General features: G+C 69.1%; 11 protein-coding genes and 1 pseudogene. 3 read left to right on the top strand and 9 right to left on the bottom strand.

What is annotated here, in order from left to right; genetic code table 11:
* From ACGFN2_RS35535 to ACGFN2_RS35525, 3 genes and pseudogenes are all read right to left on the bottom strand, one after another.
* A pseudogene (locus ACGFN2_RS35535) lies at positions 1-359 on the bottom strand (dehypoxanthine futalosine cyclase); the annotation flags it as partial.
* 44 nt (positions 360-403) lie between these two features.
* Positions 404-1,309 (bottom strand): menaquinone biosynthetic enzyme MqnA/MqnD family protein, encoded by a 906-nt coding sequence (locus ACGFN2_RS35530; RefSeq protein WP_393367083.1) that lies wholly within the window; start codon positions 1,307-1,309, stop codon positions 404-406.
* Between the two features lie 47 nt (positions 1,310-1,356).
* Positions 1,357-2,127, bottom strand: coding sequence for a thioesterase II family protein (locus ACGFN2_RS35525; protein ID WP_393367081.1), 771 nt, complete (start codon positions 2,125-2,127; stop codon positions 1,357-1,359).
* A 313-nt stretch (positions 2,128-2,440) separates the two neighbouring features.
* Here ACGFN2_RS35525 and ACGFN2_RS35520 point away from each other — a divergent pair, with 313 nt between their 5' ends.
* Entirely contained in the window at positions 2,441-2,842 is a 402-nt protein-coding gene (locus ACGFN2_RS35520) for a DUF6069 family protein (RefSeq protein ID WP_362614206.1), read from the top strand.
* A gap of 324 nt (positions 2,843-3,166) precedes the next feature.
* Here the strand turns inward: ACGFN2_RS35520 and ACGFN2_RS35515 are convergent, their stop codons facing one another.
* From ACGFN2_RS35515 to ACGFN2_RS35495, 5 genes are all read right to left on the bottom strand, one after another.
* Complete coding sequence (locus ACGFN2_RS35515) at positions 3,167-3,922, bottom strand: ABC transporter permease (RefSeq protein WP_362614209.1); 756 nt, start codon at positions 3,920-3,922, stop codon at positions 3,167-3,169.
* Between the two features lie 122 nt (positions 3,923-4,044).
* Positions 4,045-4,827: an ATP-binding cassette domain-containing protein gene (locus ACGFN2_RS35510; protein WP_362614211.1), complete on the bottom strand. Its 783-nt coding sequence runs from the start codon at positions 4,825-4,827 to the stop codon at positions 4,045-4,047.
* A gap of 137 nt (positions 4,828-4,964) precedes the next feature.
* Entirely contained in the window at positions 4,965-5,972 is a 1,008-nt protein-coding gene (locus tag ACGFN2_RS35505; RefSeq protein WP_393367078.1) for an NAD-dependent epimerase/dehydratase family protein, read from the bottom strand.
* On the bottom strand, positions 5,965-6,591 hold the full coding sequence (locus ACGFN2_RS35500; RefSeq protein ID WP_362614215.1) for a dTDP-4-dehydrorhamnose 3,5-epimerase: 627 nt from the start codon (positions 6,589-6,591) through the stop codon (positions 5,965-5,967). The genes ACGFN2_RS35505 and ACGFN2_RS35500 overlap by 8 nt, the downstream gene beginning before the upstream one ends.
* A gap of 309 nt (positions 6,592-6,900) precedes the next feature.
* On the bottom strand, positions 6,901-8,133 hold the full coding sequence (locus ACGFN2_RS35495; RefSeq protein ID WP_362614218.1) for a class I SAM-dependent methyltransferase: 1,233 nt from the start codon (positions 8,131-8,133) through the stop codon (positions 6,901-6,903).
* A 393-nt stretch (positions 8,134-8,526) separates the two neighbouring features.
* On the opposite strand from ACGFN2_RS35495, the gene ACGFN2_RS35490 reads away from it, so the two are divergent.
* Complete coding sequence (locus tag ACGFN2_RS35490; protein ID WP_393367076.1) at positions 8,527-9,258, top strand: VC0807 family protein; 732 nt, start codon at positions 8,527-8,529, stop codon at positions 9,256-9,258.
* Positions 9,259-9,352: 94 nt separating this feature from the next.
* Here ACGFN2_RS35490 and ACGFN2_RS35485 read toward each other — a convergent pair whose 3' ends face one another.
* Positions 9,353-10,723 carry an acyltransferase gene (locus ACGFN2_RS35485; protein ID WP_393367074.1) on the bottom strand — a complete coding sequence of 457 codons (1,371 nt, stop codon included), beginning with the start codon at positions 10,721-10,723 and terminating at the stop codon, positions 9,353-9,355.
* A gap of 315 nt (positions 10,724-11,038) precedes the next feature.
* On the opposite strand from ACGFN2_RS35485, the gene ACGFN2_RS35480 reads away from it, so the two are divergent.
* Positions 11,039-14,862: beta-ketoacyl synthase N-terminal-like domain-containing protein (locus ACGFN2_RS35480; RefSeq protein ID WP_393367072.1), on the top strand; the 3,824-nt coding region annotated here is incomplete at its 3' end.

Genomic DNA, 14,862 nt, shown 5'->3' with positions numbered 1-14,862 from the left:
TGGAACATGATCTGGGTGCCGCCCAGCTCCACGGTCTCCGCGCAGCGGCGCAGGATGTCGTCGAGGTCGCGGGTCCAGCCCTTGGCGGTGTCCTTCGGCGCGGCGTAGAAGGCACAGAAGCGGCAGGCCGTCACGCACACGTTGGTGTAGTTGATGTTGCGCTCGATGATGTACGTCGCGATGTGCTCGGTGCCGGCGTAGCGGCGGCGGCGGATCGTGTCCGCCACACTGCCCAGCGCGTGCAGCGGAGCGAACCGGTAGAGGGCCAACGCCTCTTCGGGGGTCACCCTGCCGCCCTCGGCGGCACGGTCCAGTACGGACTGGAGGCCACGGTCGGTGGCTTCGGACGGTCGGGGCATGTCGACGGCCTTTCCGGGTGTGCTTCGGGCTGTTGCTGGTGAGGTCACATGCTGAGGGTTTCGCTGCCCAGCAGCTGGACGCGGACGTCCGGCGGGAAGCCGGCCGGTCCGCCGCCCACCCTGCGGGCGAACTCCGTGATTCCGGCGAGCTGCCGCTCACCGAGGCTGAAGTCGAGGGCGGTGGTGTAGTAGTGCTCCAGCGTCCGGGCCTCGAACGCCTCCCACCGGGCGGCCTGTTCACAGACCTCCTTGACCGCGGCGAGGGACAGATCGCGGGACGCCAGCAGGTCGGCGTGTACGCGGTGGACGGTCTCCGGCTCCCTGGCGAGGTAGTCCTTGCGGGCGGCGAAGACGGCGAAGACGAAGGGCAGTCCGGTCAGGTCGCGCCACATCCGGCCCAGGTCATGCACCTGCAGACCGAGCCGCGGCGCCTCGTGCAGGGCGGCCCGCAGGGCGGCGTCACCGATGACGACGGCCGCTCGTGCCTGTTTCATCATCGCCGCGAGGTCCGGGGCGCAGACGAAGTACTCGGGCTGGACGCCGACCGACTCCGCGAACAGCAGCTCGGCGAGCCGGACCGATGTGCGGCTGGTGGAGCCGAGTGCGACGGGTTCGCCGTCCAGCTGGTCCAGCGGGACCTGGCTGACGATCAGGCAGGACTCCACGGGGCCGTCGCTGCCCACGGCGATGTCCGGCAGCGCCACCAGATCGTCGGCGTGCTTGAGGAATTCGAGGAGGCTGATCGGCCCGATGTCGAGTGTGCCGGCGACGAGTGCGTCGCTCAGGGTGTCCGGGCTGCCCTTCCTCAGGTCCAGGTCGAGCAGACTGCCGCTTCTGGCCAGCCCCCAGAACAGCGGCAGGCAGTTGAGGAAGTCGATGTGACCGACCCTGGGCCGTCGCCCGGTGCGCGGTGCGGGCGTGGCCTGCGCGGTGAGTAGCGGTTCAGACATGTCTGTCAGGGCTCCAGGGTGGCTCGGTCGGGACGGCGCGGCGACCCCTACGCATGGTGCGGGAGGGCCGCAGCGGTGAAGTGGTCGCTGAGCACGGTCATCACCTCGTCCGGCCGGTCGGCCAGGTAGAAGTGCCCGCCGGGAAAGACCCGCAGATCGAAGCCGCCGGTGGTGTGCGTGTCCCAGGCCCCGGCTTCGTCGAGGGTGGTCTTGGGGTCCTCGTCCCCGACGAGGACGGTGACGGGGCAGCGCACGACGGCCGCGGGCTCGCTCCGGTAGGTCTCGACGGCCTTGTAGTCGTTGCGGAGCGCGGGCAGCACCATCCGCAGCATCTCGTCGTCGTCGAGGAGCCGTGAGTCGGTTCCGCTCAGCGCCCGCAGTTCGGCGACGAGGCCGTCGTCGTCCCGTCGGTGCACCTGCTCGTCGCGGTACGCGGACGGCGCCCGGCGCCCGGAGGCGAAGAGCCGCACGGGGCCGTCCCCGTCGCGTTCCAGCCGCCGTGCCACCTCGAAGGCCACCAGCGCGCCCATGCTGTGGCCGAAGAAGGTCAACGGCCGGTCGGACCAGGCTCCCAGCGCCTCGGCGATCCGGTCCGCCAGGAGGCGGATGTCGTCGATCGCCGGTTCCCTGCGGCGGTCCTGCCGCCCGGGGTACTGCACGGCGATCACGTCCACGCCGGGGCTGAGCGCGGCCGAGACGGGATGGTAGAAACTCGCGGAGCCGCCGGCGTGCGGGAAGCACACCAGGCGCCGGCCCGCGTCCGGTGCGGGGTGGAAGCGCCGGCACCACAGGCCGTCGTCCGCAGTGGGTGAACTCATCGTTCTGATCCTTTCCGTGGACCGGTCCGGCCCCAGGGCCGGCACCGTCGTCCGAGCGGACCGGGAAACACTTGCTGCCGCCACTATCCAGTGGGCCCGCACCACCAGCACAAGCTCTACCGGCCCGATGCGACGGAAGTCTGGGCGTTTCCCCGGTTCTCGGGGGCGGGGCAACCGGACCGGTGGCGCGGCACATCACCGCGGGCCTAGCCTCACGGTGCAGCGTGAGCTGCCCGAGGAACGACAGCGGTGAGGCGCCCGTTGCGCCACCGTGCCAGGTCTTGTACGTCCGCCTTCAGGAGGTTGATTCCTCATGGCCGCGAGATCACCATGGTCCGCCCGGTTCCTGGCCGTGCTCGGGGCCGCCGCCGCCACGCTCGTGGTGTGGGCGATCGCCACGGTGCTGCTGGACGTGCGACTCGATGTGCGCATGAAGCCCGGTGCCGCCCTCCAGCACATCGGACCGGCCACGGTCGTCCTCGCCGGCCTCGTCCCCGGATTCGCCGCCTGGGCGCTGCTCGCCCTGCTGGAGCGCCTCACCCCGCGGGCGCGCCGGGTGTGGACGGTCCTCGCGGTCGTGGGGCTGGCCCTGTCGCTGATCGCTCCACTGCAGAGTGGGGCAACGACGGGTGTCAAAGTGACGTTGCTGTGCATGCATCTGGCCGCGGCCGCGGTCCTGGTGCCGGCGCTGGCCCGCACTGCCGTCCGGCGCTGACGCACGCCGTTCTCGCGTTCCTCTGCGGTACCCATCTCGATGCCTGCGCCCCGGCGGGGGCGGCCGCGTTCCACGACAGCTCTCCGATGCTGCGCCACCGACATTCAGTCCGCCACCCAAGGGGAGTCAGTCCCTCACCGGCACCTGACCCACCGGGGCCGGCGTGTCGCCACCGTCATCGGTCAGTGCCAGCTCGGTCTTCGGCCGTACCGTCCACGCCCTCCGCCCAGGACGCCGAACCGAGACCGCCTTCCGTAGCGGATTTCCCCACTCAGGTCACTGAGGGCTGTCCCGTAATCCCTGGCGGGCGCACGACGAGCGCCCTCAGGCTCCAGCCTTGCGGAAGATCCGGGCGCCGAGGAAGACCGAGAGCGCGGCGAGTGCCGCTGCCACCAGTGCACCCCGTAGCATCGCGGTGCTGCCGTACTGGCCGAGGAACGCGGCCCGGACCGCTTCCACCAGATAGCGCAGCGGCACGAAGCGCGATACGACGTCCAGCCAGTGGGGCGCGAGCGCCATCGGCAACAAGATGCCGGAGAGCAGCATGACCGGCAGGTTGAAGGTGTTGACCACGGGAGCGAACTCGTCGGGGGACTTCAGCCGCATGGCCAGCGCATAGGACAGCGAAGCCAGCGCCACCGTGAGCGTGGAGACGAACAGAAAGCCGATCAGGATGCCGAGCACCGGGGCGCGCAGGCCCATGGCCAAACCCGGGAGTACCAGGAGCACGGACTGGGCGAGCATCTTCACCACATCACGCAGCACCCGGCCCATGAGCAGTGCCAGCCGGCTGACCGGGGTGACCCGCATCCGTTCGATCACACCGTGCTGCCGCTCGATGAGAATGTCGAAGCCGGCGAACGCGGCACTGGACATGCAGAGTTGCACCAAAAGCCCGGGTACCAGCGTCTGCCAGGCGTCACCGCCGGTACCGAGCGGTATGCGCGTCAGCAGCGGACCGAAGAAGAGCAGTACGAGCAAGGGCATGAGGATGCCCACCACCAGGCCGAGCTTGGCGCGCATCGTCTGTCGCATATAGCGCCCGAAGATCAGGCGGGTGTCGGCAAGGAAGGTGGCCATACGGGACCTCTTCCTCCTGGCCGCGTGGCGTCGGAGCGGCCCCTCCGCGGGCTGGGACGCCGTCGTCATGGCGGACGCGGCGGGGGACGAGTGCGGCACGTCAACCTCCGTGGGAGCGGACATCAGATAGCGACCGGGGCATCGGGAGCGAGGGGCTGGTGTCCCGTGATGGCCAGGAAGGCTTCGCGCAGGCTGGCTGTTTCCGAGCCGGTATACCGAAGCTTCAGATCCTGCGGTGTGCCCTCGGCGGCGACCAGGCCGTTGTCGACGATGACGAGCCGGTCGGAGAGGACGTCCGCCTCGTCGAGGTAGTGCGTGGTCAGAAAGACCGTGGTGCCCTCGGCCCGGATGCGGCGCACCAGATCCCATACGTCGGAGCGGCTGCCGGGGTCGAGTCCCGTCGTCGGCTCGTCGAGGAAGAGCACTTCGGGCCGGTGGGTCAGGCCCAGGGCGATGTCGAGACGGCGCTGCTGGCCGCCGGAGAGCGCGCGGGTGGGCCGGTCGAGGAGGTCGGCCAGGTCGAGTTCCTCGGCGAGCTCCTGTGCACGGTATTCGGCGTCGGTCTTGCCGAACTTGTACAGCCGGCACTGGGTGACCAGTTCCTCGCGCACGCTGATGCCCGGGTCGACCCCGCTGACCTGGGCGACGTAGCCGATCTTCCGGCGTACCCCGGCCGGGTCGCCGGCCAGGTCGTGCCCGGCGACGGTGGCAGACCCCCCGCTGGGGGGCAGCAAGGTGGTGAGCATGCGCATCGTGGTGGTCTTGCCGGCGCCGTTGGGGCCGAGGAACCCGAGCATCTCGCCTGCGGACACCGTGAGATCGATCCCCCGGACCGCCTCGACCTGGCCCTTCTTCGTCATATACGTACGGGTGAGCCCCCTGGCGCTGATGATCGGGGTCGTCATGGCGGCCTCCTGCCTCGTGGTGCGCGTCTCGCCGGGCTCCCCGCGCACTCCTGCGGTTCGCTCGCTCAAGCACATTTGTGCATTTCTGGGCAAATTAGGACGAACTACAGGAAAAAGCGGCTGGTCTCGTTCCGAGGTCATGGGCAGTGGAGCGGGCGCCGGGCCAAGTCGCCGTAACGGGCCGGGATCGACTGGTCCGCGTGCACGGTGTCCCACATGGCCCGCATCGATTCCCGGAGGGTGAACCGGGGCTGCCAGCCGAGGAGGCGTGCGGCGCGGGAGATGTCGACCTGGACCCATTCGCCACCCCTGCCGTGTACCTCACCCCGCGGCTCCCGGATTGCCTCCGTCGGCAGCCCGGCGACCGCGACGAGCTCGGTCACCAGCTCCCGTATGTTCCTCGCTTGGCCGCAGCCGATGTTGACCAGTGGATCGGCACGGGTGATCCGGGCCGCTTTGAGCACGGCGTCCACGGCGTCCCGGACGTCCACGTAGTCGCGCTGGGCATCGGCGATGGTCAGCTCGATGCCCGTGGCCGCGTCGGTCCCCCGCAGTCTGGCCGCCAGGGAACCGAAGAAGCTCTCCAGTGCGGGGTACGGCCCCAGGGTGTTCGTCACCCTCAACACCACGCCGTTCAGTGCGCCGCTCCGCACGGCGTCGAGGACCATCCGAGAGGCGATCAGCTTCGCCTCTCCATAGGGAGTCGTCGGAGCCGGCGGGGTGTCCTCGTGGATCGACGTGCCGGAGGGCACCTGGCCGTACTCGTGGATGGTGCCGAGGTGGACCAGCCGGGCAGGATTCCGCATCATCGCCAGTGCGCCGATGAGTCGTTCCACCAACTGCACGTTGGTGTAGTGCAGTTCGTCTCCCCAGCCGAGGGTGGCGTTCACCACGACGTCGATCTGCTCACCGGCAAGCACCCGGGCGAGTTCTTCACTCGCGTGGCCTGCGACATCAAGGGACTGGAACCGGTGGGCGGCGACGCCCGGTGCATACCGGCGGGCGATCGCGACGACTTCATTCCCCTCGGCCGCGAAGGCGGTACAGACGTGCCGGCCCACACACCCGGTGGCTCCCAGCACCGCGACACGGAGCGGACGAGGGGACGGCATCAACCGTGCCACGGCGCTTGCCTCGTCAGTCACGGCCGCGGACTCCCGACCGGTCGGGGTGCACCGTCGGCACGGCCGGCAGGCAGTCGGCGTACTTCGGGAGCATGCCCCTGGCCTCGGCCTCGGCCAGACTGGGCGCCACGGAGTCCCGCGCGGAGAGGATGGTCTTCATGCCGGTCGGCCAGGGCAGTCCGATCGCGGGGTCGAACGGATCGATCGCATGCTCCAGCTCCGCCTGGTAGGCACTGCTGACGAGATAGGACATGAGCGTGTCGTCCTCCAGCGCCAGGAAGGCGTGGGCGAGCCCGTCGGGGATGTACACGGCCCGGAAGGACTCCGAGTCCATCTGGACGAGGTCCCACTGGCCGAAGGTGGGTGATCCCACCCGGATGTCGACGACGGCGTCCAGTGCCCGCCCCCGTGCGCAGTGGACGTATTTGACCTGGCCCGGAGGGGTGGCGGTGAAGTGGAGCCCGCGCAGCACACCTTTGGCCGACCTGCTCTGGTTGGTCTGTGCCACGGGGAACCGGTGGCCGACCGCCGCGACGAACGCCTCGTCCTGCAACGGCGAGACGAACAGCCCGCGGTGGTCCTCATGGATGTCAGGCGTGAACTCGAATCCGCCGGCGACAGCGAGCTCTCGGGTACGCATCCCGGATCACCAGCCCGTCATCTCGCGTGCGCACGACGCCGTAGGGCACGCCACGGGCCGCCCCGGCCGCATCGGTTCGGTGCTGCGCCTCATGTCACTCACGTTTTCGCGCTCCCACCACGTTGGGTTTCAGGTTTGTGCCGTGGGCAGGCGGGTGCGGCTCGATGCGGCACCGCGCACGGTCCGTGTCTTCCGGTCGGAGGGACGGGACGGACCCGGCTGTGGATCTCTCAGTATGGGCGGGGCCCATGTGGAAGATTCCCTAGTGCCGGATCGGTCCGGACGCCCCTGCCGGGCGGAGCGGCACGGTCAGACGACGGAGAGTTCGGGCAGCGGGAAGATCAGCTTGCCGCCGCCGGCCATGAAGGCGCTCTCCCGCTCGATGAAGCCCTCCCGGTAGATCCAGGGAAGCACCAGCAGCTGGTCGGGCCGCCGGGCCTTGGCTTCCTCCTCGGAAACGATGGGGATCTTCGTGCCGGGGGTGAAACAGCCGGACTTCTCGCTATTGGGTTCGCCGATGCACGGCAGGTCGTGCTCGGTGAGCCCGCAGAACTGCAGGATGACATTGCCCTTGGTCGATGCGCCGTACCCGAGGGTCACCTTGCCTGCCTTGCGCGAGGCGTCGAGGAAGTCACGAAGGCGGTCGCGGTAGTCGTGGACGCGCTTGCCGAACGCCTCGAACGGGGCCATGGTGTCCAGCCCGAGCGCGGATTCCCTGGCGCGGATGGCAGCCAGCGCGGCCTCGTCCACGGGGTAGCGGCCGGGCCGCTTGGCGAGCGTCACACAGAGGCTGCCGCCGTAGATCTTGGTGAGTTCCGCCTTGACGACCGTGAATCCGACGCGCTCGGCCATCCACTCGATCTGGCTCAGCGCGTAGTACTCCAGGTGCTCGTGGCACACCACGTCGTAGGCGGTGCCCTCGATCATCGCCGGCAGGTAGCTCTGCTCCATCACCCAGATGCCGTCGTCGTCGAGGATGTCGTAGACGTCCTGCATGAACGCCATCGGCCGCGGCAGGTCATAGAACATGGCGATGGAGGTGACCACCTTGGCGCGGCGCGAGCCGAACCGGTCGGTGAACTGTGCGCGGGAGAAGAAGTCGGGGATCAGCTCGGCGTCCGCTGGGTAGTGCTCACGGAACTTCGGCCCGGTCGGGTCGATGCCGACCAGCGTCGGGCCGGGCGTGGGGTAGCCGCGCAGCAGCGTCGCGTCGTTGCTGCCGATGTCCACGACCAGATCGTCGGGACCGAGGTCGACCAGGTCAGTGATCGCCGCGACCTTGCCGTGGAGATGCTGGACCATGAACGGGCGTATCCCGGAGCGGTAGCCGTAATGGTCCCCGTACATCAGCCCGAAGTCAGCGGTGTGGCGGAGCTGGACGAGGCCGCAGCCCTCCGGTGAGCACTTGAGCAACTCCAGGGGGACCGTCGGGACGTCCTCGTCCCGGGTGCGGGGAAAGACGCCGGTGAGAGCCTGCGGGCCCAGGTCGAGGACCGGCAGCAGGTTGCGGTTGCCGCAAATACGGCAGTCTTCGGTGATCATGGATTCTCCAGGTCGCGTTCCATCATCGGCTGGACCGGATCGGAACCGGCGTCGTGATCCCACGCCAGGCGCGGCGAGCCCCGCCAGGTAACTGCCGGTGACCCTAATGCCGAAGGCGTCCGTCCTCGTGATTCCGGAGCGGATTCTGGAAAATGCTCCAGAACCCGTACGCCGGAGTCACCTCCTTGACGGACCAGTGGCAAGCTCTGCCCTCCGGAGCCATTCCGCACCACCGCGCCAAGGGGTGCCGCGCCTGCTTGTCAGTGCCGTTTCTCGCTTGGCTGTGCAACTCACCCTGGGCATCAGGGGTGAGGGAGCTCTGGTGACGCACTGTTTCGGAGAGTGGTCCGATCCCGTACGGACGAGCGGCAACAGACGAGCCAAGGAGCAGCAATGGCTGCACTACGTGACGAGACCGAGTTGGCACAAGGCAGCAACCAACGTGAGCAGACCGCAGTCCGCCGCCAGTTCGCGGTGACCCTGCTCTGCGATGTCGTCCTTCCCGTGGGGCTCTACTATGTGCTGCGCGGTGCGGGCTTCAGCGAACTGGAGTCGCTGCTGATGAGCGCCGCCACGCCGGCACTCAATACCGGCTACTCCATCGTCAGACAGCGCAAGGTCGACAGCATCGGACTCTTCGTCATCGCCATCCTCGCGCTCGCCGGCATCGGCTCCCTCATCTCCGGCAGCCCCCGCATGGCCCTGGCCAGAGGTGGCTGGTTCACCGGGCTGATCGCGCTGGGAATCCTCGGGTCGCTGTTCACCTCTCGCCCGTTCACCTACCGGGCGGTGAAGACGCTGCTCCCGGGCAAGTCGGAGACGCTGGAAGGGCTTTGGTGCGCCGATCCCCAATTCCGCCGGATCTGGCGCGGCCTGACCGTGCTGTGGGGATGCGGGCTGCTCGTCGACGCGGCACTTCGCGTGATCATGGCGTACACCCTGTCTGTCGATACGGTGCCGGCGCTCGACGGTGCGCTGTATTTCGTGACCTACATCGCGCTCCAGGTGACCACACACATCATCCTGTACAGGACCGGTGTATTCCAGCTGCTCTTTCCCGGCCGGGGCAGGCAACCAGGCAGATTCCGGCCGTCGGCGGGCACGAAGGACGAGGGGACTGCCTGATCACGTGCCGAGCGGGAGGTGAGAACACCACCCTGGAGTGCGTCTCCCTCAACCGAATCCGACCAGTCCGCCCCGCCCGGCCACACCGAAGTCCTTACAGAGCCTGCCGGGGTGCATGAGCGTGCAGACGCGCCTCCCAGGACGGAGTACAGAAGACCTCGGCCTTGTCCTGGGGGATGCTCAGATGCATGTCACGGCCTTCGTCGTCCTCCGGTACCGGGGTGATGAAAATGTTCCACGGAATGGGAATGGGCGGGTATTCGAACCAGAAGGGCCGCCCGCTGCCGAGGTCGATCCGGTACACCGGAAACCGTCCCACATTGTTGAGGGAGACAGTGCCGTCGAAGGAATCCAGTGCCATACGGCTGAGCACCCGGCCTGAGCGTCCCGCACGCCGCTGGTCCGCCAGGAAGGCGATCTCCTCGCACAGGCGTCTCTCGGTGACATCGCGGATCACGGCGCGGACGGTCGAGGCGACGTCCGCCAGCGGCGCGGAGGCCAGTTCGCCCGCGCTGAGCGTGGCCGTCACATTGGTGACGGCGTTGCCACCCAAGCCATCGGGCAGCACGTCGCGCAGCGCCGAGCGGATGTCCACGACCATGCCAAGGCGCTCCGCACGGTCGTCAGTCCGCGCCCGCAGCTGACCCATCACCTTCCACACATGTGCCGCGAGGGCGTCACCGGTTGACACCCACTGCTCCGTGCCGGCGAGCGGCGCCGCGGCAGCCGCCTTGATGGCACGCACCTCGTCCCCTGGAAAGCGCACGGTGAGGTGGCGCACCCGGCGCGCACCCGCGTTGACCCGCCAGAGGAAGCGGAACTTCTCCCGTCTGCTCAGCGCGACGTACTGCTCGCTGCGCTCCCTGGCAGCCCCCGCGGCCAGGGTGCCGAGTCCGTCGAGAGGGTCCCGCGCGTACGGAGGGGCCTGGTACGGGAGTCCATGGTGTTCGCGGGACCAGTTCTCAAGGAAGTCCATGAAGCCGCTGAGGTCGATCACACTGTGGTTGAAGGTGACGCCGAGCACGGAGCCGCCACCACGCATGTGCGTGATCTTCACTGTCAGCAAAGGGGTGTTGTGTCCGACGACCTTGAACGGATTGATCTTGTGCAGATACTTGCGCAGGTCGGACTTGGCCGACCTGCCGATGCCATAGTCCGGCATGGGGAGTTCTGAGTAGGCCTCGGCGAACGACGCGCCCGCGTCGTTGCACACGACGACGATCCCGCCGTCGAGGTCCCGTTCCATCCGCCCGGTGAGCGGTGGATAGCACGCCAGAGTGCGGCCCAGCGAGTCCCGCACCGCCGCGGTGTCCAGGCCTCCGCGGTAGAAGAACGTGCACCCGACCGGGAGCGTTCCGTGCAGCACGTCGTACACGCCCATCCGCACCCGTTCACCCGTCGCCCGGCCCGCGCACACGACATCCTGACGGTCACGGGACCGCGACAGGGCAGCGGCCAAGGTCATCACTCCTCACGGTTGTCCCGCCTCGGCGCGAGAACTCGGCCAGGACGGACGTCTGGATGCTCCAGCCTCACAGCGGGCATACGAGGAAATCCCTAGAACGGGAGTGTCTGCTGCGCTTCTCCCGCGGTGCGCTCCGCTCGTGTGGATATCGCGAGGGAAAACCCTAGAGGGGGTCTGGTCATACTGGCCTGCACCGGCAGGTTTCCGCGCTTCCGGGTACACAGCCCGAGCGGCGATCGCAGCGCCTGAAGCGGCTCCGCCTGGTCGTCGGCGGTACCGCATCTCCGTTCCCCATGTGATTGGAATCCGAGAAGCGTGAGTGACAAATTCCGGAATGAGCTGATCCGGCCGCTGCATGAGCTGCTTGCACGCCACGCCCGCCGCCATCCAGAGAAGATCGCATTCCGGGATTCACGGCGCTCGGTGACCTACGGGGATCTGGAAGCACGCACGCGCAAACTGGCCGGCCATCTCGCGGACCTGGGAGTGGCACGCGGTGACCGGGTGCTCCTGCGCATGGGCAACCGCGTCGAGATGGTGGAGTCCTACGCGGCCGTGGTCCGGGCCGGTGCCATCGGCGTACCGCTCAATCCGCAGTCGACGGATTCCGAGTTCGCCCATCATCTCGACGACAGCGGTGCCGTCCTGGTGATCAGCGATGCCGCCCAGGCGGAGCAGGTGCGCAGAATCATCGGACGGACGACGTCGGGCGGCACCCTCGTAGTGGTCGGAGCGGCCTCCGAAGTGCCGGGCGGGACACTGCGGTTCGAGACGCTCGCGACCACCGGGCCCCAGAGCGCGGCACGCGACGACCTGGGCCTGGACGAGCCGGCCTGGATGCTCTACACCTCGGGCACCACGGGGCGTCCCAAGGGTGTGGTCTCGACGCAGCGTGCCTCACTGTGGGCCACGGCGGCCTGCACCGCGCCCCTGCTCGGTCTGGGACCGGAGGACCGGGTGCTGTGGCCGATGCCGCTGTTCCACGCCGTATCGCACAACATCGCCGTACTGGGCGTGCTGGCCGTCGGCGCCACGGCACACCTCATGGTGGGTGCGGCGGCCGACGAAATCCTGCAGGCAGCACAGGAGGACCGGTCCACCTTCCTGGTGGCCGTACCGGCCCTGTTCCACCGCATGCTGGAGGTGGGGCGCGAGACGACTGCCGAACTCCCCTTCCTGCGCGTCTGCTTGGCAGCCGGTTCACCGTGCTCGGCCACCCTGCACGAGGCCTTCGAGGACACCTTCGGCATCCGTCTGCTCGACAGCTACGGGAGCACCGAGACCGGTGGTGCCATCACCACGCACGTCCCGGACGGCCCCAAGTTGCCGGGGTCCTGCGGGCAGCCGCTGCCCGGACTCGCCGTGCGGCTGACGAATCCCCGGACCGGCACGGAGGCCGCCACGGGCGAAGAGGGCGAGGTGTGGGTCAGCAGCCCGGCGCTCATGCTCGGCTACCACAACCAGCCGGAGGAAACCCGTGCGGTGCTCCGTGACGACTGGTACCGCACCGGCGACCTCGGCCGCCAGGACGCGTCGGGCTTCCTTGTGCTCACCGGCCGAGTCAGGGAACTCATCATCCGAGGCGGGGAGAACATCCATCCGCGGGAGATCGAGGAAGTGCTGACGCGGGTGCCCGGAGTGCGTGACGCCGCGGTGGCCGGCCGATCGCACGACGTGCTCGGCGAAGTGCCCGTCGCCTATGTCGCCCCAGGCCCCGAAGGCATCGACGCGGAGGTGCTCCTGGAGGCTTGCCGACGGGAGCTGTCCGCTTTCAAGGTGCCCGACGAGTTCCGCAGCATCACCGAGATCCCCCGCAACGCCGCAGGGAAAATCGCCCGTCAGCGCCTGGCGGACTGTCCCGGCACCCTGCTCACCGTCAATCCCGCGGTCGGTCTCCGCCCGGACTTGTCCACCCCCACAGACGGCACCGGCACACCGGAGGTCTTCGGCCCGGCGATCCTTCCCCCGGACAGCGGAGCGCCGGTCGGCGGGGCACCGGTCGGCGGCCGGGGTCTGCTCGACCTGGTGCGCTCCGCTGTCACCGGGGTCCTCGGGCTCCGCTCCGTCCAGGAGGTGCCGGCGGACCGGCCGCTGCACGAACTCGGTTTCACCTCGCTGGCCGCGGTGGCCCTGCGCGATCGGCTGTCCGCCGCCACCGGACAGCAGCTGTCGGCCGCCCTCGCCTACGACTATCCGACGGTGGCCGCCCTGGCCTCCTACCTTGAGGGTGCACTGCTGAACACCGCGCCCCCGGCCGACGACACCGCGGGCGTCGGGCCCGCCTCCCCGGACGAGCCCGTGGCCATCGTCGCGATGGCCTGCCGGCTCCCCGGCGGAGCCCACTCCCCGCAGGAGCTGTGGAGCCTGCTGATGGCCGAGTCCGACGCGGTCGGCCCGTTCCCTACGGACCGGGGCTGGGATCTGGACCGGCTGCTGGACCAGGAGTTCGGCAGCGGCGGATCGTCGTCGGCTCGTCAGGGCGCGTTCCTGGACGAGCCGGGTCGGTTCGACGCCGCGTTCTTCGGGATCTCGCCGCGGGAGGCGCTGGCGATGGACCCGCAGCAGCGCCTGCTGCTGGAGACATCCTGGGAGGCCCTCGAACGCGCGGGCATCGACCCCGCATCGCTCAAAGGCAGCCGCACCGGCGTCTTCACCGGGGTGATGCACAGCGGCTACGGGCCCGGGCTCTACGACCGCGCACCGGAGAACCTGGAGGGGTACCTCGGCAACGGCTCGGCCGTCAGCATCGCCTCCGGACGCATCGCCTACACCCTCGGTCTACAGGGTCCTGCGCTCACGGTGGACACGGCGTGTTCCTCCTCCCTGGTCGCTCTGCACCTGGCGGCGCAGTCGCTGCGGCAGGGTGAGTGCACCCTGGCACTGGCCGGCGGGGTGACCGTCCTGGCTACGCCCGCCCCGCTCGTCGAGTTCAGCCGCCAGGGCGCACTCTCCGCCGACGGTCGGTGCAAGGCCTACGCAGCAGCCGCCAACGGGACCGGGTTCTCGGAGGGCGTGGGGTTGGTGCTGCTGGAGCGGCTGTCCGACGCCCGGCGCAACGGGCACCCGGTCCTGGCCGTCATCCGTGGTTCCGCGGTCAATCAGGACGGCGCCTCCAACGGCCTGACCGCCCCCAACGGCCTTGCCCAGCAGCGGGTCATCCGCACCGCACTCGCCCAGGCCGGCCTCTCAGCCGCAGATGTCGACGCCGTCGAGGGCCATGGCACCGGGACCACACTGGGTGATCCGATCGAAGCACGGGCACTGCTGGCGACGTACGGCCAGGACCGGCCGGAGGACCGGCCGTTGTGGCTCGGCTCGGTGAAGTCCAACATCGGTCACACCCAGGCCGCGGCCGGAGTGGTGGGCGTGATCAAGATGGTGCAGGCCATGCGCCACGGCGTGCTCCCCCGCACCCTCCATGTCGACGCGCCGTCCCCGCACGTCGACTGGACCACCGGAGAGGTTCGGCTGCTGTCCGAGGCACTGGCGTGGCCGGAGACCGGGCGTCCGCGCCGGGCGGGGGTGTCCTCCTTCGGTGCGAGCGGGACCAATGCCCACCTGGTGTTGGAGCAGGTGGCGGAAGAGCCGCTGGACGGTGGGGATGAGGACGGGGACGGAGACGGTGCCGGGGGCACCCTGCCGCTGGTGATCTCAGCGAAGGATCAGCAGGCCCTCCACGCGCAAGCGGAGCAACTCGCCGCCTTCCTGGAAGCACACCCTCACACACCGCTGCCCGACCTTGCCAGGACCCTCGCAAACCGCACCGTCTTCGACCACCGCGCAGCCGTCACCGGCACCACCCACCACGAACTCGCCACCGCACTACGCCACCTCGCCACCAACACCCCCGACACCTCCCATCCCCACACCCACACCCACACCGGCCCGCCCCTCACCGACCCCGTCTTCGTCTTCCCCGGCCAAGGCAGCCAATGGCAAGGCATGGCCACCGACCTCCTCAACACCAACCCCACCTTCACCCACCACCTCAACACCTGCCAACAAGCCCTCAACCCCTACATCGACTGGACCCTCACCGGCGTACTCAACAACCAACCCGACCAACCCCACCTCGACCGCGTCGACGTCGTCCAACCCACCCTCTGGGCCGTCATGGTCGCCCTCGCCAAAACCCTCCA

It is taken from the genome of Streptomyces sp. NPDC048612 (genome assembly GCF_043199295.1).
Lineage (GTDB): Bacteria > Actinomycetota > Actinomycetes > Streptomycetales > Streptomycetaceae > Streptomyces.
This window is presented reverse-complemented; position numbering and strand designations above follow the sequence as displayed.

What these genes read in the sequence shown, in the direction of transcription:
- ACGFN2_RS35510 (WP_362614211.1), bottom strand. Translation starts at nt 4,827, where the DNA reads ATGACGACCCCGATCATCAGCGCCAGGGGGCTCACCCGTACGTATATG.
- ACGFN2_RS35515 (WP_362614209.1), bottom strand. Translation starts at nt 3,922, where the DNA reads ATGGCCACCTTCCTTGCCGACACCCGCCTGATCTTCGGGCGCTATATG.
- ACGFN2_RS35530 (WP_393367083.1), bottom strand. Translation starts at nt 1,309, where the DNA reads ATGTCTGAACCGCTACTCACCGCGCAGGCCACGCCCGCACCGCGCACC.
- ACGFN2_RS35520 (WP_362614206.1), top strand. Translation starts at nt 2,441, where the DNA reads ATGGCCGCGAGATCACCATGGTCCGCCCGGTTCCTGGCCGTGCTCGGG.
- ACGFN2_RS35485 (WP_393367074.1), bottom strand. Translation starts at nt 10,723, where the DNA reads ATGACCTTGGCCGCTGCCCTGTCGCGGTCCCGTGACCGTCAGGATGTC.
- ACGFN2_RS35525 (WP_393367081.1), bottom strand. Translation starts at nt 2,127, where the DNA reads ATGAGTTCACCCACTGCGGACGACGGCCTGTGGTGCCGGCGCTTCCAC.
- ACGFN2_RS35495 (WP_362614218.1), bottom strand. Translation starts at nt 8,133, where the DNA reads ATGATCACCGAAGACTGCCGTATTTGCGGCAACCGCAACCTGCTGCCG.
- ACGFN2_RS35500 (WP_362614215.1), bottom strand. Translation starts at nt 6,591, where the DNA reads ATGCGTACCCGAGAGCTCGCTGTCGCCGGCGGATTCGAGTTCACGCCT.
- ACGFN2_RS35490 (WP_393367076.1), top strand. Translation starts at nt 8,527, where the DNA reads ATGGCTGCACTACGTGACGAGACCGAGTTGGCACAAGGCAGCAACCAA.